The 24,592-nt window shown below is 69.2% G+C and carries 15 protein-coding genes and 1 pseudogene; 6 read left to right on the plus strand and 10 right to left on the minus strand.

Annotated features, from left to right (window positions below; translation table 11 throughout):
• Positions 1-147 precede the first annotated feature (147 nt).
• The 4 genes from E1294_RS14640 to E1294_RS55745 are packed head-to-tail and all read left to right on the plus strand — an operon-like array spanning position 148 to position 4,620.
• Positions 148-1,422: an ABC transporter substrate-binding protein gene (locus E1294_RS14640; RefSeq protein ID WP_132508781.1), complete on the plus strand. Its 1,275-nt coding sequence runs from the start codon at positions 148-150 to the stop codon at positions 1,420-1,422.
• Positions 1,423-1,437: 15 nt separating this feature from the next.
• Positions 1,438-2,349: a carbohydrate ABC transporter permease gene (locus tag E1294_RS14645; RefSeq protein WP_246083019.1), complete on the plus strand. Its 912-nt coding sequence runs from the start codon at positions 1,438-1,440 to the stop codon at positions 2,347-2,349.
• A complete protein-coding gene (locus E1294_RS14650; protein ID WP_132508783.1) occupies positions 2,339-3,238 on the plus strand; it encodes a carbohydrate ABC transporter permease in 900 nt (299 codons plus the stop codon). Before E1294_RS14645 ends, E1294_RS14650 begins: the two co-directional genes overlap by 11 nt.
• A 38-nt stretch (positions 3,239-3,276) precedes the next feature.
• A complete protein-coding gene (locus tag E1294_RS55745) occupies positions 3,277-4,620 on the plus strand; it encodes a sulfatase family protein (RefSeq protein WP_165977279.1) in 1,344 nt (447 codons plus the stop codon).
• A 95-nt stretch (positions 4,621-4,715) separates the two neighbouring features.
• Here E1294_RS55745 and E1294_RS55750 read toward each other — a convergent pair.
• From E1294_RS55750 to E1294_RS14680, 5 genes and pseudogenes are all read right to left on the minus strand, one after another.
• A pseudogene (locus tag E1294_RS55750) lies at positions 4,716-4,940 on the minus strand (alpha-galactosidase); the annotation flags it as partial.
• 14 nt (positions 4,941-4,954) lie between these two features.
• Positions 4,955-6,337 carry a hypothetical protein gene (locus E1294_RS14665; RefSeq protein ID WP_132508787.1) on the minus strand — a complete coding sequence of 461 codons (1,383 nt, stop codon included), beginning with the start codon at positions 6,335-6,337 and terminating at the stop codon, positions 4,955-4,957.
• Positions 6,338-6,387: 50 nt separating this feature from the next.
• Positions 6,388-7,872 carry an RICIN domain-containing protein gene (locus tag E1294_RS14670; RefSeq protein WP_220447740.1) on the minus strand — a complete coding sequence of 495 codons (1,485 nt, stop codon included), beginning with the start codon at positions 7,870-7,872 and terminating at the stop codon, positions 6,388-6,390.
• 59 nt (positions 7,873-7,931) lie between these two features.
• Entirely contained in the window at positions 7,932-8,492 is a 561-nt protein-coding gene (locus E1294_RS14675; protein ID WP_220447741.1) for a SulP family inorganic anion transporter, read from the minus strand.
• Entirely contained in the window at positions 8,489-9,043 is a 555-nt protein-coding gene (locus E1294_RS14680; RefSeq protein ID WP_165977280.1) for a potassium channel family protein, read from the minus strand. The genes E1294_RS14675 and E1294_RS14680 overlap by 4 nt, the downstream gene beginning before the upstream one ends.
• Positions 9,044-9,301: 258 nt before the next feature.
• On the opposite strand from E1294_RS14680, the gene E1294_RS14685 reads away from it, so the two are divergent.
• Positions 9,302-11,119, plus strand: coding sequence for an alkyl/aryl-sulfatase (locus E1294_RS14685; RefSeq protein WP_132508791.1), 1,818 nt, complete (start codon positions 9,302-9,304; stop codon positions 11,117-11,119).
• 196 nt (positions 11,120-11,315) lie between these two features.
• On the opposite strand, the gene E1294_RS14690 is transcribed toward E1294_RS14685, so the two are convergent.
• Both E1294_RS14690 and E1294_RS14705 read right to left on the minus strand, forming a co-directional pair.
• Positions 11,316-18,185, minus strand: coding sequence for a DUF2341 domain-containing protein (locus E1294_RS14690; protein ID WP_132508793.1), 6,870 nt, complete (start codon positions 18,183-18,185; stop codon positions 11,316-11,318).
• A gap of 1,296 nt (positions 18,186-19,481) precedes the next feature.
• Positions 19,482-20,207, minus strand: coding sequence for a sulfite exporter TauE/SafE family protein (locus E1294_RS14705; protein WP_165977281.1), 726 nt, complete (start codon positions 20,205-20,207; stop codon positions 19,482-19,484).
• A 237-nt stretch (positions 20,208-20,444) separates the two neighbouring features.
• Between E1294_RS14705 and E1294_RS14710 the strand changes: the two genes are divergently transcribed.
• Positions 20,445-21,125, plus strand: a complete 681-nt coding sequence (locus E1294_RS14710) for a GntR family transcriptional regulator (RefSeq protein ID WP_220447742.1) — start codon at positions 20,445-20,447, stop codon at positions 21,123-21,125.
• Between the two features lie 29 nt (positions 21,126-21,154).
• On the opposite strand, the gene E1294_RS14715 is transcribed toward E1294_RS14710, so the two are convergent.
• From E1294_RS14715 to E1294_RS14725, 3 genes are read right to left on the minus strand one after another with little or no spacing between them, the layout of a single operon-like run.
• Entirely contained in the window at positions 21,155-22,819 is a 1,665-nt protein-coding gene (locus E1294_RS14715; protein WP_132508797.1) for an ABC transporter ATP-binding protein, read from the minus strand.
• A gap of 38 nt (positions 22,820-22,857) precedes the next feature.
• Positions 22,858-23,655: a creatininase family protein gene (locus E1294_RS14720; RefSeq protein ID WP_220447743.1), complete on the minus strand. Its 798-nt coding sequence runs from the start codon at positions 23,653-23,655 to the stop codon at positions 22,858-22,860.
• 50 nt (positions 23,656-23,705) lie between these two features.
• A complete protein-coding gene (locus tag E1294_RS14725; protein ID WP_132508801.1) occupies positions 23,706-24,590 on the minus strand; it encodes an ABC transporter permease in 885 nt (294 codons plus the stop codon).
• Positions 24,591-24,592: the final 2 nt, after the last annotated feature.

Consider the following 24,592-nt stretch of genomic DNA (forward strand, 5'->3'; position numbering starts at 1 on the left):
CGGAAACCTGCTTGGTGACACGCGTTGGCGAGCCTTCCCGGCTCACGTGCGCGGTCGTCTCCGGGCTGGCCGAGGTTCCGGTATTGACTCCGAAATCTATTCGTGTAGATTCTGCCTTCATTCTAGGGGCAGATCAGGAGGGAAACGATGATGAAGCCTGCAACGGTGGCGCTGGGTGTCCTGATCGCCTCGGTGCTCGCGACGAGCGGCTGTGGGACCGGCTCCGGCGGTGGAGAGGCGTCTTCGACGCTGCGGGTGGGTTGTTTCGGCAACGACCAGCGGACGCAGAAGGTGCAGGCGGCCGCCAAGGCGTTCGAGTCCGCCCATGCCGGCATCACCGTGCAGCTCGAGTGCACCGGCTTCGCGAGTTACTTCGACAAGCTCGCGACGCAGTTCGCCGCTCAGGACGCGCCCGACGTGGTCATGCTGAACGACTCGTTCCTCGGCGAGTACGCCGACCGCGGCGCGTTGAAGGAACTCGGCGCCTCGATCGACGTCTCGAAGTTCAGCGAGCCGGCCGCCGCCGAGGGCAAGACCGCGAAGGGCCGCTTCGGCGTCGCCGCGGGCCTGAACACCATGACCATCCTGGCCAACCCCGACGTGCTGAAGGCCGCCGGGGTCGAGATGCCCGACGACTCCACCTGGACGTGGCAGACGTACGCCGAGACGGCGGCGAAGGTCACCGCGGGCAGCGAGAAAGGCGTCTACGGCTCCGACCTCTCCAACTTCGGCCCGATGCTCGAACTCTGGCTGCGCCAGAATGGCAAATCGATGTACACCAACGAGGGCGGCCTCGGATACCAGACCTCCGACGTGACGGGCTTCATGGAGTTCCTCAAGGGGCTCGGCGCGTCGAAGGGGATCCCCCCGGCCTCGGTCATCACGGAGCAGCACAAGGCGCTGGAGCAGAGCGGCCTCGCGACCAACAAGTCCGCCTTCGGCTGGTTCTTCAGCTCGGCCGTCGGCGCGGTCACCAAGGCGTCCGGAGCCGATCTCACCGTTCTGCGCCCGCCGAGCACCACAGGCTCGTCCGCCGAGGCGGCCCTGTTCTTCAAGCCCGACTCGTTGTGGACCATCAACGCCCGCGCCGAGAACCCCACCATGGCGCAGAAGTTCGTCGACTTCATGGTCAACAACCCCGAGGCCGCCAAGGTGACGCTCACCAGCCTGGGTGTGCCCGCGAACTCGCAGGTGCGCGAGGCCATCGCCGCCGGCGTCAGCCCCGCGGACAAGAAGGCGCTCGACTTCGCCGAGAAGATCACCCCCGACCTCGGCGGGCAGCGGCCGGCGATCCCCGCAGGCGGCGGAAAGCTTGACAGCACTCTGCAGCGCCATGCGATGGACGTGCTGTTCGGCAGTCTGACCCCGCAGGAGGCCGCAGGGAAGCTGACCACGGACATGGCGTCCGCGATCAAGGAGTAGTCGTCCGTGAGCGTCATCAGCGAGCTGCGCGACCTGCGGCACAACCCGGCCACGAAGCGGAAGGGCGACCGTTCGGCCTACGCCTTCCTCACTCCCTGGCTGGTCGGGTTGGTGGTCATCACCGCCGGCCCGATGCTCGCCTCCCTCTACCTCAGCTTCACCGACTACAACCTGCTCCAGCCCGCCGAGTGGATCGGCGTGGAGAACCTGAGCCGCATGCTCGGCGACGAGCGGCTGCACCAGTCGTTGAAGGTCACCCTGGTCTACGTCGCACTCGGGGTGCCGCTGCAACTCGGCCTGGCGCTGGCCATCGCCGTACTGCTCAACACCGGCATGCGCGGGCTGGCGTTCTACCGGTCGGTGCTCTACCTGCCCTCGCTCCTGGGCGGGTCGGTCGCCGTCGCGATTCTCTGGCGTCAGATGTTCGGCACCGAAGGGCTGGTCAACCGGCTCCTGGCGTATTTCGGCATCGAGGGGATCGGCTGGGTGTCCGATCCTCGTACCGCGCTCTACAGCATCGTGGGCCTGCACGTGTGGACGTTCGGCGCGCCGATGATCATCTTTCTCGCGGGCCTGCGGCAGATCCCCTCGTCCTACTACGAGGCGGCGCAGGTGGATGGCGCGGGCAGGTGGAAGCTGTTCAGGCACATCACGTTTCCGCTGATCACGCCGATCATCTTCTTCAACCTCGTCCTGCAGATCATCTCGGCTTTCCAGGCGTTCACCCAGGCGTTCATCGTCTCCGGCGGGACGGGCGGCCCTTCGGACTCCACGCTGTTCTACACGCTGTACCTCTACGACAAGGGATTCGGCGAGTTCGACATGGGCTACGCCTCCGCGCTCGCCTGGCTGCTGCTGATCATCATCGGGGCTTTCACCGCCGTGAACTTTTACGCCGCAAGATTCTGGGTCCACTATGAAAACTGAAGCCGCCTCCCCGGCGACCCGGCGTGCCGGCGCCCCGGCCGCTCAGGCCGCCCCACGGCGGAGCGTCCGCCGCAAGAGCCTGGTCAAACACCTGGCGGTGATCGTCGCCTGCGTGGTGGCGATCTACCCGCTGCTGTGGATGGTGGTGAGCTCGCTACGGCCCGAGGGTGAGATCTTCCGCGAATCGGGTCTGCTGCTGAGGGATCCGCAGCCGGAGAACTACACGCGGGGCTGGCAGGCCTTGCGCTATCCCTTCGGCCACTACCTGGTCAACTCCATCGTGATCGTCGTGCTCAGCATCGCCGGCAACCTCGTGTCCTGCGCGATGGCGGCCTACGCGTTCGCGCGGCAGGACTTCCGCGGCCGCCGGCTGTCCTTCGCCGTCATGCTCGTGAGCATCATGCTCCCGCTGCACGTGATCATCGTGCCGCAGTACGTGTTGTTCTCCCACCTCGGCTGGATCAATACGCTGATGCCGCTGGTGCTGCCGAAGTTCCTGGCCACCGACGCCTTCTTCGTCTTCCTCATGGTGCAGTTCATCCGCGGCATCCCACGCGAGCTCGACGAGGCCGCGGGGATCGACGGCGCCGGGCACGTGGTCATCTTCACCAGGATCATCCTCCCGCTGATGGTCCCGGCCCTGGCGACGACGGCGATCTTCACGTTCATCTGGACCTGGAACGACTTCTTCACGCCGCTGATCTACCTGACGTCCCCCGAGGCCTACACCGTCCCGGTGGCGCTGCGGTCCTTCGTCGATTCCCAGGGCGAGACCTCATGGGGCGCGCTCTTCGCGATGTCCGTCGTGTCGCTCCTGCCGGTGTTCATCGCGTTCCTCTTGGGACAGCGCTGGCTGGTGCGCGGCATCGCCACAACCGGCTTGAAATAGCCCGCCTTCTCCTGAACCCCACTGATCGAGGATCGCTCGTGACAAGCACTGCCCAACCCAACATCCTTCTCGTCCACTGGCACGACACCGGTCGTTACCTCGGCGCCTACGGCCTTGAGCACGTGCGGACACCCCACCTGGACGCGTTGGCGGACGGCGGCGTGGTCTTCGACAGGGCGTTCTCGACCGCGCCGTTGTGCTCGCCGGCGCGAGGGTCCCTGTTCACCGGCAGGTACCCGCACAGCAACGGGCTGATGGGCCTGGCGCATCTCGGCTGGGAGTACCACGCGAACGAGCAGACCCTGCCCATGCTGCTCGCGCCGCGTGGTTACCGGTCGATCCTCGTCGGACTGCAGCACGAGAGCGCCGACTGCGCCACCCTGGGATACGACCAGGTCATCGACCTCAACGCCGACCGCCAGGCGGCCCCCGTCGTCGCGGAGCTCGCGGTCGACCGGCTCGCCACGCTCGCCGCCGAGGACGAACCCTTCCTCATGGTCGTCGGCATGTTCGAACCGCATCGGCCCTTCCCGCCGCACCGGTTCCCGGCGCCGGACGACATGAAGGTCGACGTGCCGCCCTACATGAGGCCGACCGCGGAGGGGCTGGAGGACCTGCGCCGGTTCAACTCGGCCGTCTCGTACGCGGACGCGGCCACGGGCCGGATCCTCGACCAGGTGCGCACACTCGGCCTGGAGGACAACACCATCGTCATCTTCACCACCGACCACGGCGTACCGTTCCCGCGCGCCAAGTCCACGCTCTTCGACTCCGGCATCGAGGTGGCGCTCATCGTGCGGCTGCCCGCCGCGACCCCGCCCGTGCAGCCGCGCAGCTCGCGGCTGGTCAGCCACGTCGACGTGGTCCCGACCCTGCTCGACCTGCTCGGGGCGCCGGTCCCTGCGAACGTGCAGGGGACCAGCTTCGCCGCGGAGCTGGTCGGTGGCGAGGGCACACCGCGTCAGGAGATCTACGCCGAGAAGAACTGGCATGGCCTGCGCCAGTACGACCCGGTGCGCTGCGTGCGTACGGAAAGGTACAAGTACATCATCAGCTACGAGGAGCGGCCGATCGTGCCGCTGCCTCTCGACATCGCGCGTTCGGGCTCGGCCGTCGGCGTCGACGACACCAGCCTCCGGTCCCGCGTCGAGCTCTACGACGTCGAGGCAGACCCCCACGAGACGGTGAACCTGGCGGGCAGCGAGGACCTCGCGGAAGTCGAGAAGGACCTCGCCGAGCGGCTGCGTACGTGGCAGGAGCAGACGTACGACCCGCTGCTCCACGGCCCCATCCTGGCGGCCAGGGTCAAGGCGAGCTCCGGCCGTGGGTCTACCGCCGGACGGACCGAGCTCATCACCCCCCAGTTCGTCCAGCGCAGCTGAGGGCCGGCGGATTCTTGACACGCTGGTCCGGTGGCCGGCCAGCCCGAAGCGGAGCGAACGCCGGTATACCGGAACCGCGCACTCGCCACGTGGAAGCGGCGGTCGAGCGGGATCGTCCGGCCTGTGTACGGGTTGGGGCTGTCGGTCACCCAGGCGCCCATGACGCGTGCCGGATAGAGCTGGGAGAAGCCGTGCTGGATCTCCAGCCGGTCCAGCGCGTCAGTGTTGTCGGAGGTCCACACCTGGTCGGTACGGTGGAGGATGCCGAGGTCGACCCGCTCGCCGCCGCCGCTACATGACTCGATCCGACGCGTGGGTCCCTGGACGCGGAGTCCTACCGGTACCTGACGACGAGCTTGATGAGCTCGTAGCTGCTGCCCCGTCCGGCGGTCGCGGGGTTGGCGGTGACGGTCACCGTGTTCTTCGCCGGATCAAAGCCGGTGACGCTGATGCCGGTGATGTTCGCCGCCTGCTTGATCGCGTTCGGGTCCTTCATCCACATGACGTGTCCGGAAAGAACCTGGGTGACGTTCGTGTTGGCGAAATGCACAGTGACGGGCTGCTTGGACAGCTCCTTGGACGGGATCAGCACGGTGATGGTCCTGTTGCCGGTGTGGTGTGAGGCGACCGTCGCCGGGGTGCCGGTGGTCGCGACGGAGTGGCCCGTCATCCCGTTGGCCATCCATCTGAACGCCTGACCGTGCGGCAGGTCTCGATAGACCCCGCTTCGCACCTCGTGGACAAGCCCGATTCCTTGCGCGATGTCAGGTGCCGGCCAGTAGGACATGGACGTCACGCCGGCCCGGATCATCGTGTGCATGATGACGACCATGGTGTTCACCGAGCGCAACGCTCTCTTCGTCCCGACGGAGTTGGCCTTGGTGGCCGCCCACTCCGAGACCAAGATCTTCGACTTCCCGGTTCTTGACTTGATGGCTGCCAGGTTGCGTGGAATGTGCCGGTAATCGGTGGCAGAGCCGTCGTCGCCCGCGTAGATGTGCAGGTCCACACCGTCGACGTGGCGCCATCCGGCGGCGAAGCCGTTCCGCATCCAGGTGAACTCCCAGGGGGCCGTCCAGTCGCCGGTCACGTACACGTTGATCGAGCGGTTGGCGTCCTTCATCTCCCGTGCGATGGCTCGTGCCACGGTCACGTATCTGCGGAGCTTCGTCGCCCGGTCACCACCCTGCTGCAGCCACCATTCGTTGCCGATCAGCCAGTGCTTCACGGTGCCGCCGTGCGCCCGCACCAGGCGGCGGGCCTCGTTCTTCAGCATGTTCAGGTTGGCCGTGGTCGGGTTGCCGACATAGGGGGCAGTCTTGACGACGAACGCCGCTTTGACGCCTGCCTTCTTGGCCTGCGTCGCATTCGCGCCCGTCTGCCTCGGAGCCTTGCTCCAGCCAGGAGTGGTATTGGTCGCCCAGTCGTAGTGCTCCGATTCCCAGCCGCCGGGGAAACGCAGCAGCCGGTATCCGAAACTGCGCAGCTTGGCGTTGAAGGCCGGGAACTCGGCGCTGGTGATGTGGCGCCATTCGTTGTTCACACCGTAGACGGTTGGCTGGATGGCCACCTTGTTACCGGGATAGACCCATACCTGCAGCGGAGATTTCGCCGCGGGGGTCAGGGCCTGCGACGGCATGGCGGCGAGCGATGCGGCGAGCAGCACGGCGATGAGGACGGCGATGACGGGCACCGAACGCCTGAAGGGGTGATACATGTTCCTCCGTCCGTAGGAGATCCGGAACCGGGCACACGGTCGGGGCAGGCTCAATAGGGTGCGCCCGCCCGCCGCCACTGCTGATTGGCGCTGCCCTTGCAGGTGAACTGGATGGCCCGCACGCCGGACGCGGCCGAGCCGTAGCGGATGTCCAGGCATTTGCCGCTGTGCCGGGCGGTGATCCGGTAGTAGCCGCCGGTGGTCCGGGTGAGCCGCCACTGCTGGTTCGCGCCGGTGCCGCAGGTCCGCTGCGTCACCCGTACTCCACTGGCGGTGGACGACGACGGCACGGTGAGGCATTTGTGGCTGTGCCTGGCGACGAGCTGGTGGTAGCCGTTGCCCAGCCCGAGCACCTGCCAGTGCTGGTTCTGGCTGGCGGCGGTGCCGCAGGGTTGCTGCGCGGTCCCGGCTCCGTCGGCCCTGGAGGACCACCGCACGGTCAGGCACTTGCCGCTGTGCCGGGCGCGCACGATCTCGTAGGCGTGCCCGGAGCCGAGGCCGCGCACCACGCCGGTCGCCGTATTGATGGAGACCCGCGGGTACCACCGCATCGACAGCGACCTTGTGGACGGGAACCGGAGCGGCAGCCAGACGTACTCAGATGCGTTGATCTTGCCGCCCCACGCGTTCGCATGCCGGTCGCCCATGTAGAGGTACGAGGTCGTGGCGCTCCCCTGGACCGGAAGGACGTGCGCGGCCTGCGAGCCGTAGGCGATGCTGTCGCCGACGTCGGCCATGCGGCTCCAGGGCCCGGCGATGCGGGTCGCGGTGGCGTATTTGGCCTGGTTGGGCTGCCATCCGGTGACGCCTGAGCTCACGAGGAAGTAGACACCGCCGCGTTTGAAGATCGCCTGGGCCTCCCGTTTGACGCCGCGCAGGGTGGTCACCCTGGCGGCCACCCTGAGGTAGTCGGGAGTCAGGCGGAAGATGGTGAGGTCTTCCTGGGCGTTGGTGGTCGAGATCAGGTACGCCTGGCCGTCGTCGTCGCGAAATACGGTCATGTCAAAGGATTTGTCGTTGAGAGGCCGGTAACTGCCCCGGTAGCGGTAGTCGCCGTCCACGGTGGGTGACGTGGCGACCGCGACCCGGCCCTGGCTGAAGTCCCCCTCCTTCTTCTCCTTGCGCATCCAGAGCACGTACTGCTTCGTGCGGGCGTTGTAGATGACCTTGGGCCGCCAGAGGCCGGCGACCTTCAGCTCGGGGGCCGAGGACTGGGTCAGCACGTGGTTGCGGAATTCCCAGGTGCGCAGGTCGGTCGAGCGATACACCGAGATGAACCGGAAGCGGTTGTTGCCGTGGGCGTTCTGGCCGAACCAGTAGAAGTAGCCGCGCACCCGGATCACCCCGCCTGCGTGCGCGTGGAGGGGTTTGCCGGCCGCGCCGGTGAACTGCACCCCGTTCGTGACCGCGACCGTGACCGCGGCGGTGCGCGCCTCGCCGGCGACCGCGGCGGGAAGGACCAGCGGCGGAATGAGGACGGCAGCGCCGCCGAGTGCGGCCGCGGCCCGGGTTGCGTGAAAGACATGGAGAAGCAATGGACCTCCCCCAAAAGCCAGGCAGTCACTTTTGGTGATTGATTCAATGCTCTAAGTAATCATGGCAGGTGGGATCGGATCACTACCGACATGGTGACATCCGCGTAGCGTCGGTTCTGCATCCGTGGCGCATCTGCGGATCGGTCGCCGGCTCCCCATGGGTGGTGAGTCCATCGCGCCACGGCGACGCCGAGGTGGCCACCCTGACGGCCTGGGAAACGCGTGCGGACGGCGCTGGGGATCTGGGAGCGGTGCGACGGTCGCCAGCACGGTCGCGATGACGATGCTCCACAGGTGTGCCTGGGGGAGCTTGGTGATGATCTCCCGCCGTTCCGGAAGAACCGTTCGGCGCTGGTGTGGACGCCGAGGATCTTCTTCACCTGGCTGGTGAGGATCTCGACGGTCAGGCCCGCGATGAGCCGACCAGCACGGGCTCGGAACAGTGCGAAGACCAGCATCGGCAGGATGGCGGTGTACCGGCCGACCACCGGCGGCAGACCGGCGATCTGGGCATATCCGATGCTCAGCGGGATCGCCACGGCCGCCAGCGTCACACCCGCGATGATCTCCTTGCCGAGGTCGGCCCGCTGGACGCCGCGCAGTCCCGCCGCGAACGTCACAGCAGCCCTCCGACGCCCTTGCCGGTCAGTACGGTCCCGATGACCACCAGCACGGTCATCACGGCCAGGACGAGCACGCCGCCCACGACGATCGTCAAAGCCGACGTCACGATGATGAGGTCGAACACCACCTGCACGATGACCGCCACCTTCGCCCCCTGCCCGACGGGGACGACGTCGCCGTACCCGAGCGTGCCCAGCGTCGTCACCGAGAAGTACAGCGCGTCCAGTCGCGTGCGGATCCCGGTGAACTGATCGGCCATCACGAGGTAGGCCGCCGCGAAGAAGACCACCACGACGGTGACGATGGTCAGCAGCACCGCCATCTGCTCCGCGACGAGCCGGTCGGGCCGCAGCGCACGCTTGACCTGACGCGTCAGCAGCCACGTCACCACGGCCAGCCCGGCCAGGCACACGACCGCACGCAGCGCGGTCCGGTCGGCCTCCGCCTGTGCCCACGGCATCGGCACGACGAAGTAGAGGCCGACGATCACCATGATGGCGCCCGCCGTCCGCAGCCATGCCGGCAGGCCGGCCCGGGAAGGACACATGTGCTCAGCCTTCCTCAGGCATCCGGCGCTCAACGCGGGCCACGGTATGCACTCGGCCAAGAGTGAACGAGCGGGTGCGTATCGAGCAAGCCCAGGTCGAGCAGGCATCGACGCGCGCCGGCTCGTCCACGCGGCGCCAGGCCTGCTGCCGGGACGGGCGGGATCGTCCCGGCGTCCTCCCGCTCGTTTCTGGCCGTGACGAGGAATTTTGAGGCTCTCCTTGCCTTCTCCGGAGACGGCTGAGGGCAGCACCGTCCCATGGCAGACCTTCCCTTTCACGATCGTGCGGACTTCGACAACGCCGAGCGCGGATTCGTCGCCCAACTGACCCCCGCCGTGGTCGAGGCGGCCGACGGCAAGGCCATCTGGGACAACGACGCCTACGACTTCCTCAGCGGCGACTGCCCGCAGACCGCCCATCCCAGCCTCTGGAGGCAGGCGCAACTGTGCGCCAAGCAAGGGCTGTTCGAGGTGACCGACGGTATCTACCAGGTGCGCGGCCTGGACCTGTCCAACATGACCATCGTGGAAGGCGAACGCGGCGTCATCGTCATCGACCCGCTCGTCTCCACCGAGTGCGCCGCCGCCGCACTACGGCTCTACCGCGACCACCGCGGCGATCGCCCGGTCACCGGCCTGGTCTACACGCACTCCCACGCCGACCACTTCGGCGGCGCCCGCGGCGTCATGGACGGCACCCGCGACGTCACCGGCACCCCGGTCATCGCTCCCGCCCACTTCATGGAGCACGCCGTCTCCGAGAACGTCTACGCCGGCACCGCCATGAACCGCCGGGTCCTGTACATGTACGGCCAGCTCCTGCCCCGTTCCCCCGAAGGCCAGCTCGGCTGCGGTCTCGGCATGGGCACCTCGTCCGGCACCGTCTCCCTCATCCCGCCCACCGTCGACATCACGCGTACGGGGCAGGAGGAGACCGTCGACGGCGTACGCATCGTCTTCCAGCTCACCCCCGGCACCGAGGCCCCGGCGGAGATGAACTTCCTGTTCCCCGACCACCGCGCCCTGTGCATGGCCGAGAACGCCACCCACAACCTGCACAACGTCCTCACCCTGCGCGGCGCGCTGGTCCGCGACACGCGCGTCTGGGCCCGCTACCTGACCGAGGCCATCGCGCTGTTCGCCGACCGCGCCGACGTGGCCTTCGCCTCCCACCACTGGCCCACCTGGGGCAGGGACGACATCGTCACCTTCCTGTCGCAGCAGCGCGACCTGTACGCCTACCTGCACGACCAGACCGTACGCATGGTGAACCGCGGCATGACCGGCACCGAGATCGCCGAAACCATGCAGGTGCCGCCCGCCCTCGAACGGGCCTGGCACACCCACGGCTACTACGGCTCGGTCAGCCACAACGTCAAAGCCATCTACCAGCGCTACCTGGGCTGGTTCGACGGCAATCCCGCCCATCTGTGGGAGCACCCGCCCGTCGAACAGGCCCGCCGCTACGTAGAATGCCTGGGCGGCACCTCCGCCGTGGTGGGGCTGGCCGAGCGCTACGTCCGGGACGGTGACCTGCGCTTCGCGGCGACCCTGCTCAACCACGCGGTGTTCGCCGACGAGAACGACTCGGCGGCCCGCAGACTCCTGGCCCAGGTCTACACCCGGATGGGGCACGGCGCCGAGAACGCCACCTGGCGCAACTTCTACCTGACCGGCGCCACCGAACTGACCGGCCGCCCCTCGGCGGGCACGACCGACACCACCGCACCGGACATGCTCAAGGCGCTCACCATCGAGCAGATCTTCGATTCCCTCGCCATCCGCGTGAACGGCCCCAGTGCCTGGAACGAGCACTTCGCCATCGACTGGCACATCACCGACCTGGACGAGCGCCACCGCACCACGATGTCCAACGGTGTTCTGATCCACGAGACGTCACCGTCCGGCGACGGCGCGGACCTGACGCTCCAGCTCACCAGGCAGCGCCTGCTCTCCCTGCTCGCCGGAGACGGCGGCGCCGGCGGTCTCGGCCACGACGGCGACATGACCGCCCTGCAACGTCTGACCGCCGTGCTGGAGGAGCCCACGCCGGACTTCGCCATCGTCACGCCCTGACCTGCAGAAACTGGGCCCCTCACCCGGCCGGCACTCGTAGTTTCAGGGCGGGGCCCGGGTCGGTCGGCAGCGGGTCGGTCTCGACGGGAGCGCGTCTCGTCGGCGACGGTCGCCGTACCAGCCTGAGGGCCAGTCTGGTGGCCGGCGCTCTCGTGCGTGATGCGAACGCTCGGGCGGCGGTGCGCACGACCCGGGGTCAGCTCAGTGGGCGCCACGGCCCGTGTGGGTTGCCCGGTTCCTGGTTGCGGGTCCACCATGCGGCCTCGTACCGTTTCCCGCGGTGCTCCGCCACGTCACCGGCCACGAAGATGCGGGACGGTTTCCAGACGGCGGTGCCGTCGTCGGTCGTGGCGATCTCCTGCCACGGCCCGTTCGGGTCGCCCGGCTCCTGGTCGCGGGTCCACCACGCCGCCCGCCAGACGGCGTCGCGGTAGGTCACCTCGTGGCCCGCGGTGTACACGGTCCCGGCGTCCCATGCGGGCAACGCCGGCGTCTCGGCCACGGTGAAGGAGCTGACGGCGCTGCGGGTCACGTGGCCCGCCGGGTCGCGCAGCTCGGCGTACCACTCGTAGGAGCCGCCGCCCTTGACGCCGTCCAGCACCACCGAGACCTGCTCGGCGCCGACCGCCGACCGCACGTCCCCGACCTGCTGCCGCGCGCCGGCCGCGACGGTGAGCGACGTGGCCGCGAGGGTCCGCGTCGTGCTGCCGCCGAGGTCGATCTCCAGGGCGAAGTTCTCCGTGTCCGCGCCGTGGAAACCGGGGATCGCGCCTTCGGGCACCGCGTGGTGCCAGTTCCCGTCGGACGTCGCCTTGCCGAGCAGGGGTGACCAGGTGTTGAAGTACATCAGGTCGTTCTCGGCGTCGACGCTGATGTGCTTGAGGTACTCCTGCCCGCCGTAGACGCGCGACTGGTAGTCGGTCAGGACGCCGTAGACCCGGTTGCCGCCCGCGGTCTCCCGCGAGGCGACGCCGGTGCCGGCGATGTGGCCGCCGAGCACCAGCTTGACGTTCGGGTACGGATCGATCAGCGCCCTGGTGACGTTGTCGTTCGACCAGCCGTTGACGCCCTGGTTCACCGAGTTGTGGTTGGCCAGGATCACCGCGTGGCCGGTGTGGGCCTCGATGACGCCCTTGGCCCAGGCCAGTCCGGCGTCGCCGGCGTTGTCCGCGGAGAAGAAGCCGACGGTGAGCAGCAGGAGCTTCGCCCCGTCGATCTCGGCCGTGTAGTAGTAGTTGTCGATGTCGTCGCTGCCCCCGAACCGCCAGGGGCTGCCCTCGAGACTCTTCTCGAACCGCTCCATCGGGAAATACTTCGGCAGCATGACACGGCCGTTGCGCGCGTCCGAGTAGTCGTGATTACCCCACGAGATCATGTAGGGCAGGCCCGCCTCCTCCAGCGCTCGCGCCGACGGCTCGGCGTTCGCCCACTGGTACTCCTGCGACAGGTACTCGCGGTTGACCCAGTCGCCCGCCTGCAGCACCAGCGCGGTCTTGCGCTCTTTCGCGACGTCGGTGACGTACTCGAACTGGTGGGTCATGAGGTCGGGCGTCGCCTGCGCGTAGAGCTGGGAGTCCGGCACGTGGTCGAACGCCCAGTCGTACCGGTCGGCGGTGGGCAGCGACTCGATGTCGTCGCCCTCCTGCCCCGGCAGCGCGGTCAGACCGCGCCAGACCAGCAGGTGCAGCTTCCCGCCGGCCACGACGTTCTCGTCGGCGCGGGCGGTCACGTCCAGCTCGACCGCGGTGCCGGACGGCTCCGACCCGGAGTCCTTCGGGATCCAGCGGCCGGCCGCGTGGTCGTACACGTGGGCCGAGACGGTGCGCTCGTCCCCCGAGCCCGTCCAGGTCAGGTGGAACTCCTTCTGCTTCGCCTGCTCGCCGGTCAGCGAGATCTCGTAAATCTGGAACGGGTTCTCGTTCGTGCCCACCGTCGTCGGCAGCAGCTGCTCGCTGACGGTGCCGCTGCCGGGCGTCAGCGCGTCGGGCACCCGGTCCGGGGTGGTCCCGCTGCGCACCACGACGTTCGAGTCGTCGAGCGGGATGGTCGGGCCCGCGTAGAACGTGGCCTCGACCCGCTCGCGGTCCTTGGTCTGCGGCGTCGCGCTCAGCGTGACGCTCGGGTTCTGCCCGGAGGCCGACGACGCGTCGTCGCTCACCTCCGGTGCGGCAGGCGCCACGGTGTCCTTGACCGTGACCGGAACCTCGACCGGCTCGGCCACGTCGCGAGGCCCACCGGAACCGGGCCCACCGGACCGGCCGGCGGCTGCGGCGCCGACCGTGAGCGTCTGCTCGCCGATCGCGTTCACAGGCATGCGGACCGTGAACGGCCCGGCGTCGACCCGCTGGTTGAGCACCCGCTCACCGGCCACCTGCGCGGTGAGCACCGCGCGCCGGCTGACCGTGCCGGTCACCTCGACCAGACCTGCCTCCAGCGCGCTGCCGGCACGCGGGGTGCCGACCACCAGCGTCAGCCGCTCGTCCGCACGCTCGACCCGCTCGCCGAAGCTCACGGCGTCGCCGAACAGGTTCGCGTACCGGAAGGCCTCGAAGGCGGGCGTGAACGCCACGCCCGCGATCTGCACCTCGTCGACCAGGCCACGGAACGGCGACCGGAGGGTGCCGTCGTTCGTGTAGTAGTCGCCGATCGTCGTCTGCACGGCCGGGTCCGCGAACGTGCTGCGGTACTCGACCATCTGGCTGTGCACCTCGCGGCCGTCGACGAACACCGAGTAGGTCATGCCGTCGTAGGTCTGGGTGACCAGGTGCGGCTTGCCGTCGGCAGGGAAGCCGAACCGGTGGCTCAGGTCGACGTTCCCGAACTCGAAACTGTTGCCCGCCAGGCGCGTGCCGACCTGCCCTTCCTCTGGCCGCTCGTCCGGCCGCATGCCCTGCCAGAACGTGAGCTGCCCGTCACCGGTCGCGCTCTCCTTCGCGACCACGGGGGCCGCCGAGCCCAGTGCGGCCAGGTCCTCCTCGGTGAGCGAGTACACGCCGCTGATCGCTATGCGGTCGTGACCGCCGCCGACGTCGCCCGGGTACTGCAGGCGCGAACCTTCGAACCGCGTCTGGCCGGTGCCCCGCTCCGAGGCGCCGGTGGTCAGGTCGTCGCCCACCACGAGGCCGGTCTGCCGGCCCGTGGAGTCGGTGCGGCGCGCGCCGCTCGTGGTGTCGCCGCCGAAGTGCTCGACCAGGGAGTACGCCTCACCCCACACGGCCGTGGGGTCGTTGCCGGGCGCCCCGCCGCCGAAGTAGGCCCACACCTGCCGCGCCGACCTGGCGGGCAGGCTCGGCACCCGGACCCACACCGTCGAGGTGCCGCCCGGCTGCCAGGTCTCCACCTCGAACGGCAGGGGCGCGCCGTCGGCGGCGAAGAAGGCCAGCTCGTCCCGCTCGACGTCGGGCGCCGACGGGATGCGGAGCTGCACCGGCGTGCCCGTGAAGTCCGAGGCGGTGTCGTTGCGGACGGTGACCAGCTGGCGGGCGGTCGCGTCGGGGTCGGCCCAGGCCACGGTCTTGCCGTCCGTGGACACCAGGCCGCCCAGCTCGCGCAGCCGCCGCTCGGCGGCCTCCAGGCGCGGCAGCCCGGTCAGGGCACCGCGCTGCGCCTCAGTGAGAGCGTCGACGGCGGCGCGCGCCGCGGCCACCGCCTCGGCGTCCTTCAGCGTGACGTCGTCGGCGGCGGGCAGCTTGCCGATCCGGGCGTTGACCGGGGAGATCGCGCGGTCGATGCCGAAGCCCTCGAAGAGGCGTGGCACGCCGCGCTCGCGGATGTCGTAGACGTTCACCGTGAGGCGGTCGGCCGTGACGTTCACCGCCGTGAAGTTCTCGCCCGCCTGCTCACCGGTGCGGTCGAACAGCCGCAGGTAGGGCTCCAGGTCCACACCCTGCGGGTTGGTGGCCTGCGTGTAGTGCTTCGCACCGGCGGTGTTCGGCAGGAAGTAGATGGTGCCCTCGGGATCCACCGCGTACTCGATGCGCTTCCCGTTGCGGACCTCGGTGATCTTGGTGGTCTCTACGGGGCGGGCGCCCTCGACCCCCTTGGGGTCGGCGGCCAGCACCTTGGACCGGCTCATCACGTGGTCGTGGCCCTGCAGCACCAGGTCGATGTCCAGCTCGTCGATCACCGGCACGAGGCTGCGGCGCATCGCCATGACGTCCTCGTCGTCCAGGTGGTTCGCCGTCGTGTAGGTGCCCTTGTGCATGGACAGGACGAGCCACCGGGCACCGGCGGCGCGCGCGGCCTCGGCGTCGGCCCGGAGCCAGTCGATCTGCTTCTGGGAGATTCCCTCGGCCCCGCCCTCGTTGGTGTTGAGCACCACGAAGTGCGCCCGGTTGTACGTGTACGAGTAGTACACGCCGCTGGACCGGTCCTGGTCCTGCGGGCCCTCCAGCGTGAAGTGGTCGGCGAACGCGTTCGCCGCCGCGTCGTGGTTGCCCGACGCCGGCGCGAGCGTGGTGCTCAGCAGGCTCGCGCGGGCGGAGTCGAGCAGGTCCGTCCAGTCCTGCTCCCGGCCGCCGTTCTCGACGACGTCGCCGTTGTGCATGACGAACTCCGCGTCCGGCACGTGCTTGAGCGCCTTGGCGATGGTCTGCGCCGAGAGCTCCGCCTCGGCCAGGTTCTGCGACTGCGTGTCGGTCAGGTCGACGAACGTGAAGTCCTCGTCCCCGCCGTCCGCCGTGACGAACGTGCCGGTGGTGCTCCACACCTGCTCGGCCGCGTTGCCCACGCGGTAGTAGTAGGTGGTGCCGGGCCGCAGGTCGCGGGCGATGGCGCGGTAGAAGGTCTCCCCGTACTCGTTCTGCTCACGCTGCGCCTCGACCGTCACCGTGGCCGAGCCCTCGGGGAACTCGCGGTCCGTGCTCAGCACGGCGGCGGCGTTGCCCGTGTCCAGCGTCGAATACCAGGTAAAGGCGCGCTGCGTGCCCGGGTCGCCGTAGAAGGTGGTGGTGATCCGGTTCGGCGCCTCGTCCGAGGAGACGTACTTCGGCACGGGGTGTCCGAGCGCGTCGTCCCAGCGCCAGGCGTTGGTGAAGTCCCAGCCCAGGCCCTCGTACGTCGCTCGCTGGGCGAGCCGGTCGGCCGTGGCGTCTGTGCCGTGCTGGTTCTTGGTGCCCGGTCCGGTGACGGTCTGCCCGCCGATGGTGATCTCGCTGTTCGCGAGGTTGTCCTGCGCGGTCCAGCCGTCGTACCCCGTGTAGCCGACGACGCGGCCGACGAAACCGTCGGTCTTGCCCGTGTAGTCGATGGCGCCGGACCGTGCGACGTTGCCGGTGAACGAACTGCCCGAGCCCGGGTTGCCCGGGTAGGCCACGACGTGTGCGGCGTCGATGCCGCGGGTGCCGCCCGCGCCGCCGTCGGCCGCCACGGTGAGGTTCGCGTCCACGAGGTTGTCGCGGACCGTCACGCCGTTGTTCGTGTAGGACACGAGACCCGCCGGCATTCTCTGCGCGCTGACCGTGGCGCGCACCCAGTTGCCCGCGACGGAGCCGCCGCGCAGCTCGGCGACCAGGCCCGCCACCTTCTCGGCGCTGGTGGCCGTGAGCTCGGCGTCGAGCACGGCGTTGCCCGTCAAAGTCGCGTCGGTGGCGACGACGGCGAGACCGGCCACGAAGCCGCCGCGCGTGCCGCCGTCGGCCGTGACATCCGCCAGGGTGAGGCCGCGGATGGTGCCGCCGTCGAGCTGCCGCACCAGGCCGAGCCGGTCGGCCTCGCCGCCGGCGCTCTCCTGCGGGGCGTAGACCAGGCCGCTGACCGTGTGCCCGGCGCCGTCCAGCACGCCCTCGAACCGGTTGATGCCGCCGAACGGCTCGCGTCCGGCGAAGTCGAGGTCGGCGGTCAGGACGAAGTGCTTGTCGCCGGTGTACCGGGCGTTGCCGGCGTTGAGCTGAGCGGTGAGCAGCTCCAGGTCCTCGGCGGAGGCGATCTCGTAGGGCTGCTTCGCGGTGCCGCTGCCGAACAACGTCGGGGTGTACCGCGGCACCGGGTGGCCCAGCGCGTCGTCCCAGCGCCAGGCGTTGGTGAAGTCCCAGCCCAGGCCCTCGTACGTCGCTTGCTGGGCGAGCTGGTCGGCCGTGGCGTCGGTGCCGTGCTGGTTCTTGGTGCCGGGGCCGGCGACCGGGTCGCCGCCGATGGTGATCGCGGCGTTGGCCAGGTTGTTCTCGGCCGTCCAGCCGTCGTAGCCGGTGTATCCGATGATGCGGCCGACGAACCCGTCGACCTTGCCCGAATAGGCGATCGAGCCGGACAGCACGACGTTACCGGCGAAGGTGGAGCCGTTGGGCGAGCCCGGGTAGCCGACGATGAGCCCCGCGTCGTTGCCGCGCGTGCCACCGTCCCCGCCGGGAACGGCCATCCTCAGGTCGGCCGCCACCAGGTTGTGCCGGACCTGGGAGTTCTGGTTGACGTAGGCGGCGATGCCGCCGGGCATCTCGCCCGCGTTCAGGGAACCGGTCACGAGGTTGTCCTCGACGGTCCCGTTGCGCAGCTCGGCGACGATGCCGCCCACCTTCTCGGCGCTGTTCGCCGTGAGCTCCGCGTCGGTCACGGCGTTGCCCGTCAGGGTGGCGTTGGTGGCCACGACGGCGACGGCGCCGATGAAGCCGCCGGTGCTCGTCCCGGCGTCGGCCCGCACACCGTCGAGGGTGAGGTTCCGGACCGTGCCGCCGTCCAGACGACGAACCAGGCCCAGGCGGTCGGCCTCGCCGCCCGCCGACTCCTCCCGTACGAACTCGATGTTGCTGATCGTGTGACCCGCGCCTTCGAACGTGCCCGTGAAGGAGTTGATGCCACCGAACGTGCTTCCGCCGAAGTCGACGTCGGCGGTCAGCCGGTAGGCAGCGCCGCCGTGGCCGCCCGGGTCCCCGTTGATCGCGCCGGCGACGGTGCGCAGGTCGTCGGCCGAGTCGATCTGGTACGGGTCACGGGGTGTGCCGCTGCCGTCGATCCCGGGCAGCGGGTCTGCCGCGTGGGCGGGGTGCAGACCCGTCCCGAGGGCGAGAACGACGCCGAGCACGGCGGCGACGAGAGCAAGGGCGCGGGTGCGTAACAGCACATGGGAAGGCATGCGGTGAGTTCATCGATCAACGATGAAGGATCTCTGGCGGGATGGTAAAGGCCCGATGAACATCGCCGCCTGAGCGTGCTGGCATCCACAACCGTCACCGCGCCGGCCCGGGCCGCGAGCGTGGTGACGGTGCGGCTGGCGTACACGAGGGCCGATGCCCAGGAGGTCGCCAGGTTCTGGCTGGCCGACGGGGCCGCCAACCTGAGGAACGCCACGCCGTACGACGTGTGGACCGATCTCTCGGGGAAGCGCCTGGCCACGGACGTCGTCCCCAGCGGGCGCTCCTTCTCCGTCCCGCCGGTGGAGGGACGGTCCCGCCCGTGGGGGACGCGCCCACGAGCCTGGGCAAGGTGTTCTTCATCGGCAGCGACCTCGCGCCCCACTGGTGCACCGGCACGTCCGTGCAGACCGCGTACCGCAACCTCGTCACGACGGCCGGCCACTGCATGCTGGACGTCGAGCGAAGACCCACCTGCCGAGCGTGCCCATCGGGGGTCCCCGGCCCCACCGGTGGCGCGGTCCCGCACGGTCTCTACGTCGGCAAGGAGGCTATCGGCCACTACGACTTCGACGACCTCCGCGACCGGGACCGCGACTACGGCTTCGTCGCCGTGCACGACGGCGCATCGGCGTGCCGCCGTCATGGCGCATCGTGCCGAGCGCTTCGACATGCGTCTCGTCACCCCGGCCGACGAGGGCGACGAGCCCGGGGATCTTCCCGGAGCCGACATGCCCTGCCAGCACGTCGTGCAGTCTGTGCAGTCCCGTCCTGGTGAAGCCGTTTTCCACCATCGCCCACCGTGCTGATACCGCGCCGCCGCCGCCCTGACGCGGCACCTGACACGGCACCCCCACGCTCACCGTCGTTCAGCATGATCGCCCGATCGGCTCCGCGGAGACGGCGGCGTTGCTGACGGGGTCTCAGCCGGGGTCGTCGTCTCGCTGACCTGCCGCCGCTCGGCGCCGGCGCCGCAGCACGGCCACGGCTGCGGCGAGCGGGAGTGAGCGTGCGTACGATCGGGACCAGCCGGGTCACGAACACCGCAGCCGCGCCGTGGCGGTGCAGCGCGGCGGTCGCGCGATCGCCGCCTGGCTGGTGGGGTGGCTGACAGGAAAGAGAACCTCGTGACGTGGCAGTGCCCGTCACGCGCCGGTCATACCGTTCACCAAGAACACCGCAGGTCAGCGACCCTCTTTGCCGGGACGGTCGTCCCAGGGGAAGGGCTCCAGGCGGATCGGCGGCCGTTCGGTCCGGTCACGTGGCCAAGGGCACCTGGCAGGGCCATGCGGCCGTACTCAGGCCAGAGCGGCCTGGGCCAGGGCCACGCAGGCACTGGTGACCAGCACCGCCAGGACGATCCTTCTGAAACGCCGAGGGTCCGTCCGCGCGAAGATCCGGTCTCCCAGCCACCAGCCCACGGCCATGCCGGGGAGACCGGCGGCGGTCAGGAGCAGGCTGTCGGCGGTCAACCGGCCGACGGCGAGGAAACCCAGGACGGCCAGCGCGTCTCCCGCGCAGAACGTCGCCTGGAGTGTCGCGCGGAGCTCACGGGGTTGCAGCCCCATCGCCTGGAACGCCGCGACCACCGGAGGGCCGTTCATGCCGGTCGAGGTCAGCAGCGCCCCGCTGGCGAAGCCCGCTGCCGCCGCGGGGCCGGCTCCGCGGCTGAGAGTCGCCCCGCGTCCGAGGAGGAGGGCGAACGCCAGGACGACGCAGGCGATGAGCACCGACAACGAGCGAGCGCTGAGCGCCGTGATCGCGAGCAGGCCGAACGGCATGCCCACGAGCCCCGCCCCGGTCACCAGGAACGCGGTCCGTCCCTCGATGTGACGCCGCTGGTGGACGCTGATGGCGAGCGCCAGCAGACCTCCCAGGGCCGTCACCACCGTGACGGCGGTCTGGGGTCCCGTCAGGAGTGTCAGGAGCGGTACGGCCACGAGGGCGAAGCCGAAGCCGCTCAGCGCCTGGGCGAAGGCCGCCAGTGTCGCGATCACCACCACTCCGGTGACGAGTGTTGTCATCACACACCCTTCCTTCGTTCTGCCGCCGTTCCCGTCCACGGCGGTGGCGGTGAACCGGCCGGTGGCGAGCATGGTCCGCTCTGTCAGTGGTGGTCGGGGGGCAGCAAGCTCGTCCCGTCGAGTGCCGCGGCGAAACCGGGGCCGGACGGCCACGCGGCGGGCCTTCCGCCCTGCTCATGCGTCATGGAATCTCCTACGGTGGTATACGCTGTGTATACAATGGGATGAGGGGGTGGCATGGATCAGTCACTCGACAACGGTCGGGCGATGACAGCCGGCGAGCGCGCCTACCAGTGGACGCGGGAGGCGATCCTCAGCGGGCGGATCCCCGAGGGGGCGTTCCTCGAGGAGAAGCTCGTCTGTGACGAGGCCGGGGTGTCACGGACCCCCGTACGCGAGGCGTTCCACCGTCTGGCCGCGGAGAAGTTCATCGACCTGCTGCCCCGGCGAGGCGCCCAGGTGCGCCGCGTGACGGCCGGAGAGCTTTTCGAGACCTATGAGATGCGGTTGCTGCTCGAACTCCACGGCTTCAAGATCCTTTGTGACAAGAGCATCGACATACCGGCCGGGCTGTCCGAGCACCTGGACCGGATGGAGGACCCCCAGCGTGTGGCACAGGTCCGCGCCGGTGACCGGGACGCCATCGCCGAACACGCGAAGATGGACTTCTTCTTCCACTACTCCTTCGTGAGGGCGACGGGCAACAGCATCCTGATCGACCTTTACACGAGCCTTCAGCCGCGGCACCAGCGGATCGCGGTCAGCGCCGTGTCCCTGCGCCCCAAGCGCCTGGAAGTCATCGCCCCGGAGCACCGCACCCTGCTGAAAGCGCTGACCGATCACGACTTCGACACCGCCGAGCGGACCCTGCGGCATCACCTGCGCCCCGACGAGACGGTCGTCTCCCACCTGAGATGACCGACGCGGCCTCCGGATCACCGGGCCCGTCACCTCGCCGTCTCCCGCCAGAGCCTGCGGCGCTCGGCCTGCTCGACGGGATCGGGCACCGGCGCCGCCGCGATCAGCCTCCTGGTGTACTCCGTCCGCGGATCGCGCAACACGTCACGGGCGGGGCCGCTCTCCACCAGCCGCCCGTGCTGCAGCACGGCGACATCGTGGGAGAGCAACTCGACGACGCCGAGGTCGTGGCTGATGAACAGGCAGGAGAAACCGAGCCTGTCCTGCAGTTCCTGGAACAGCCGCAGAACGGTGGCCTGAACCGAGACGTCGAGCGCCGATGTCGGCTCGTCGGCGATGAGCAACTCCGGATCGAGCGCCAGCGCGCGGGCGATGCCGACGCGCTGCCGCTGACCGCCGGACAGCTCATGGGGGAACCTGCCGGCCCAGCTCGTCGGCAGCTCGACCTGGTCGAGGAGGTTCAGCACACGCGCGTGGACGGCACGGCGATCCGCGTAGCGGTTCACGATCATGGGGGCCGCGATCGAGTCTCCGATCGACAACCGCGGGTTCAGCGACGACCCCGGGTCCTGGAAGACCATCGAGTACTTCCTACGCAAGCCGCGCAGCTCCTTGGGCCTGAGGTTCGTCACGTCCTGTCCGCAGATCTCGATGGAGCCGGCCGACGCCCGCACCAGGCCGACCAGCGCCCGGCCGATCGTGGACTTGCCCGAACCGGACTCGCCCACGAGGCCGAGGACCCTGCCCTTCTCGATGGTGAAACCGACTCCGTGTACGGCCTTGAAGCCCCTGCGGCCCAGCCGCCCCGGGTACTCGACCTCCAGATCGGCGACCCGGAGGGTCGTGCTCCCGCCCGCGTCGGCCGTGGCCGCGTCCGGTTCAGCGTGCCCTCCGGGCCGTGGCACCGCGGAGAGCAGCTTCCTGGTGTACTCGTGCCGCGGGGCGGAGAAGAGCCGGGTGACCGGCGCCTCCTCGACGACCTCCCCCCGCCTCATGACCACCACCCGGTCGGCGAGATCGGCGACCACCCCCATGTCGTGGGTGATGATGACGACCGCTGAGCCGAGGTCCTCCCGCAGGCGGCGGAGGAGCTCGAGGATCTCCGCCTGGACCGTGACGTCGAGAGCCGTGGTCGGCTCATCGGCGATGATCACCTCTGGCGAACCGGAGATGGCCATGGCGATCATGGCGCGCTGACGCTGGCCACCGGAGAGCTGGTGCGGGTAGCTGTGGATCCGGCGCTCCGGCTCCGGGATCCCGACCTTCGTCAGCAACTCCAGCGTCCGCTCGCGGGCCTCGGCCGCCGGTACGGGCTCGTGACACTGGATCGCCTCGATGATCTGCTCTCCGATGGTGTAGACGGGGTTGAGCGCCGTCATCGGCTCCTGGAAGATCATCGCGATCCTCCTGCCCCGGATGGCGCGGAGAGCCTCTTCCTCGAGGCCGAGCATCTCGGTGTCGCCGAACCGGATGCTGCCGCGGCGACGCGAGTTCGGCGCCAGCAGCCCGAGTACGGACATCGAGCTCACGGACTTGCCGGAGCCGGACTCCCCGACCAGCGCCACCACCTCGCCCTTGGCAACCGAGAAGCTGACGTCCTTCACGGCCGGTGTCCACTCGCCGGCGATCTGAAAGTCCACGGAGAGCCGCTCGACCGAGAGGATCGGGTCGGAGGGAATCGTGCCGGTGGTCATGGCCTCTCCTCAGGTGCTCGTGCAGGACGGACGGTGAGCTATTGCGCCGAGGTGTTCCGGTCGTACTCCCGGATGTACGCCGAGCAGAAACCGATCACGCGCTCGATCCAGATCTCGCCGGTCTTCGCGCTGCCCAGGCTCACGTCGCCGGTGCATCCCGTCGAGCTGACCTCGGAGAAGTCCCAGAAGACGGTCCCGCGGACGTCGTAGCCGGGAATCGCCGCCTCCGTGTAGCTCGTCGGGGTCCAGCCGCTGGGGGACTCCAGGCCCCCGGCCACGGCGAGGTCGCCCTGCACCTGCTCCGGGAACATCGCGAGCATCGCGGAGTGCTCGGGCTCCGCCCCGTGGCCGTACGCCCTGGCCGGGTCGTCGTACACGTCGCGCATGAGCGCGTAACCCAGCTGCCACGGATAAAGGTGTCCGATCAGGACCCCGAAGTCGCGCCGTGCGTCAAGGCCGGCGCCCGTGACCGGCCCGACGTTTCCGCCGTTGTTGTCGATGATGATGACGCGTCTGAAGCCGGACTGGACCAGAGCCTCGATGATCTCGTAGGTGACGTTGCGCAACGTGGCCTGGCTCAGCGAGAGGTTGCCGCTGTAGCCCCGGAAAGTTCCGGAGTGTCCGTAGTTGAGGGCCGGCGCGACATAGCAGCCGTTCTGCTTCGCCAGCTTGTCCGCGACCCACTCGGCCACGATGGAGTCCTCATGGATCGGCAGGTGCGGCCCGTGTTGTTCGACGGCTCCGATGGGCAGAAGGATGATCGGATCCTGCTCCGCCAACTCCTTGACCTGGGTCCAGGAGAGCTCGCCGAGCCTGTGCGTGGCGGGAAGGGCCATGGTGATGGGGTTCCTTTCTGAATCGCCGTCGTCGCCGCGGAAAACGGTCGTCAGGTGCGGTGACGGGGGTCGAGGAGGTCGCGCATGCCGTCCCCGAACACGTTGAGTGCGAGAACGACGAGAATGATGAGCACGGACGGATAGATCAGGAGCGTCGGCTGAACCTCCAGGAAGTCACGTCCCGCGCCGACCATCGTGCCCAGGGACGGAAGCGGCGGCTGCGCCCCGAGGCCGAGGAAGCTCAGGCCCGCCTCCATCTGGATGGCGAAGCTCACCGAGAGACTGAGCTGGACGATGATCGGCGCGGCCACGTTCGGCAGGATCGTCTTGACGAGGATGTCGGCCGGCTTCGTGCCCATGATCTCCGAGGCCTCGACGTACTCCATGCTCCTTATCGAGAGCACCTGGCTGTAGACGATCCGGGTGAACCTCGGGATGTAGAGGACGCCGATGACGAGGACGACGTTGACCAGCGCCGGGCCCAGAATCGCCACCACCGCGATCGCCAGCACGATCGGGGGGAAGCTGAGCAGCACGTCGATGCCGCGCATGATGATCGTCGACACCCACCGGCCGACGTAACCGGCCACCAGGCCGAGCACGACCCCGATGACTCCTGCCACCAGAACCGCCGACAGGGCCACTCCGAGGGAGGTACGGAGCCCGATCAGCAGACGGGAGAGGACGTCGCGGCCGAAGTCGTCGATGCCCAGCGGCCCGCCGGGGGTCAGCGGTTTGCCGACGATGTCGCGGTAGTCGTAGGGGGCGATGAGCGGCGCGAACACCGCGACGACGGCGACCAGCAGGAGGAAGGCGCCCGCGATGGACGTTCTGCGGTTCGACACCATCCGCTGGAGAAGGGATTTCCTGCCGGCGCCCTTGACCAGCGGTGTGCCAGGCAGGGCCGGCGCGAGTGACTCCGGAGCAGTTGCCATGA

The organism is Nonomuraea diastatica, from assembly GCF_004349015.1.
GTDB lineage: Bacteria > Actinomycetota > Actinomycetes > Streptosporangiales > Streptosporangiaceae > Nonomuraea > Nonomuraea diastatica.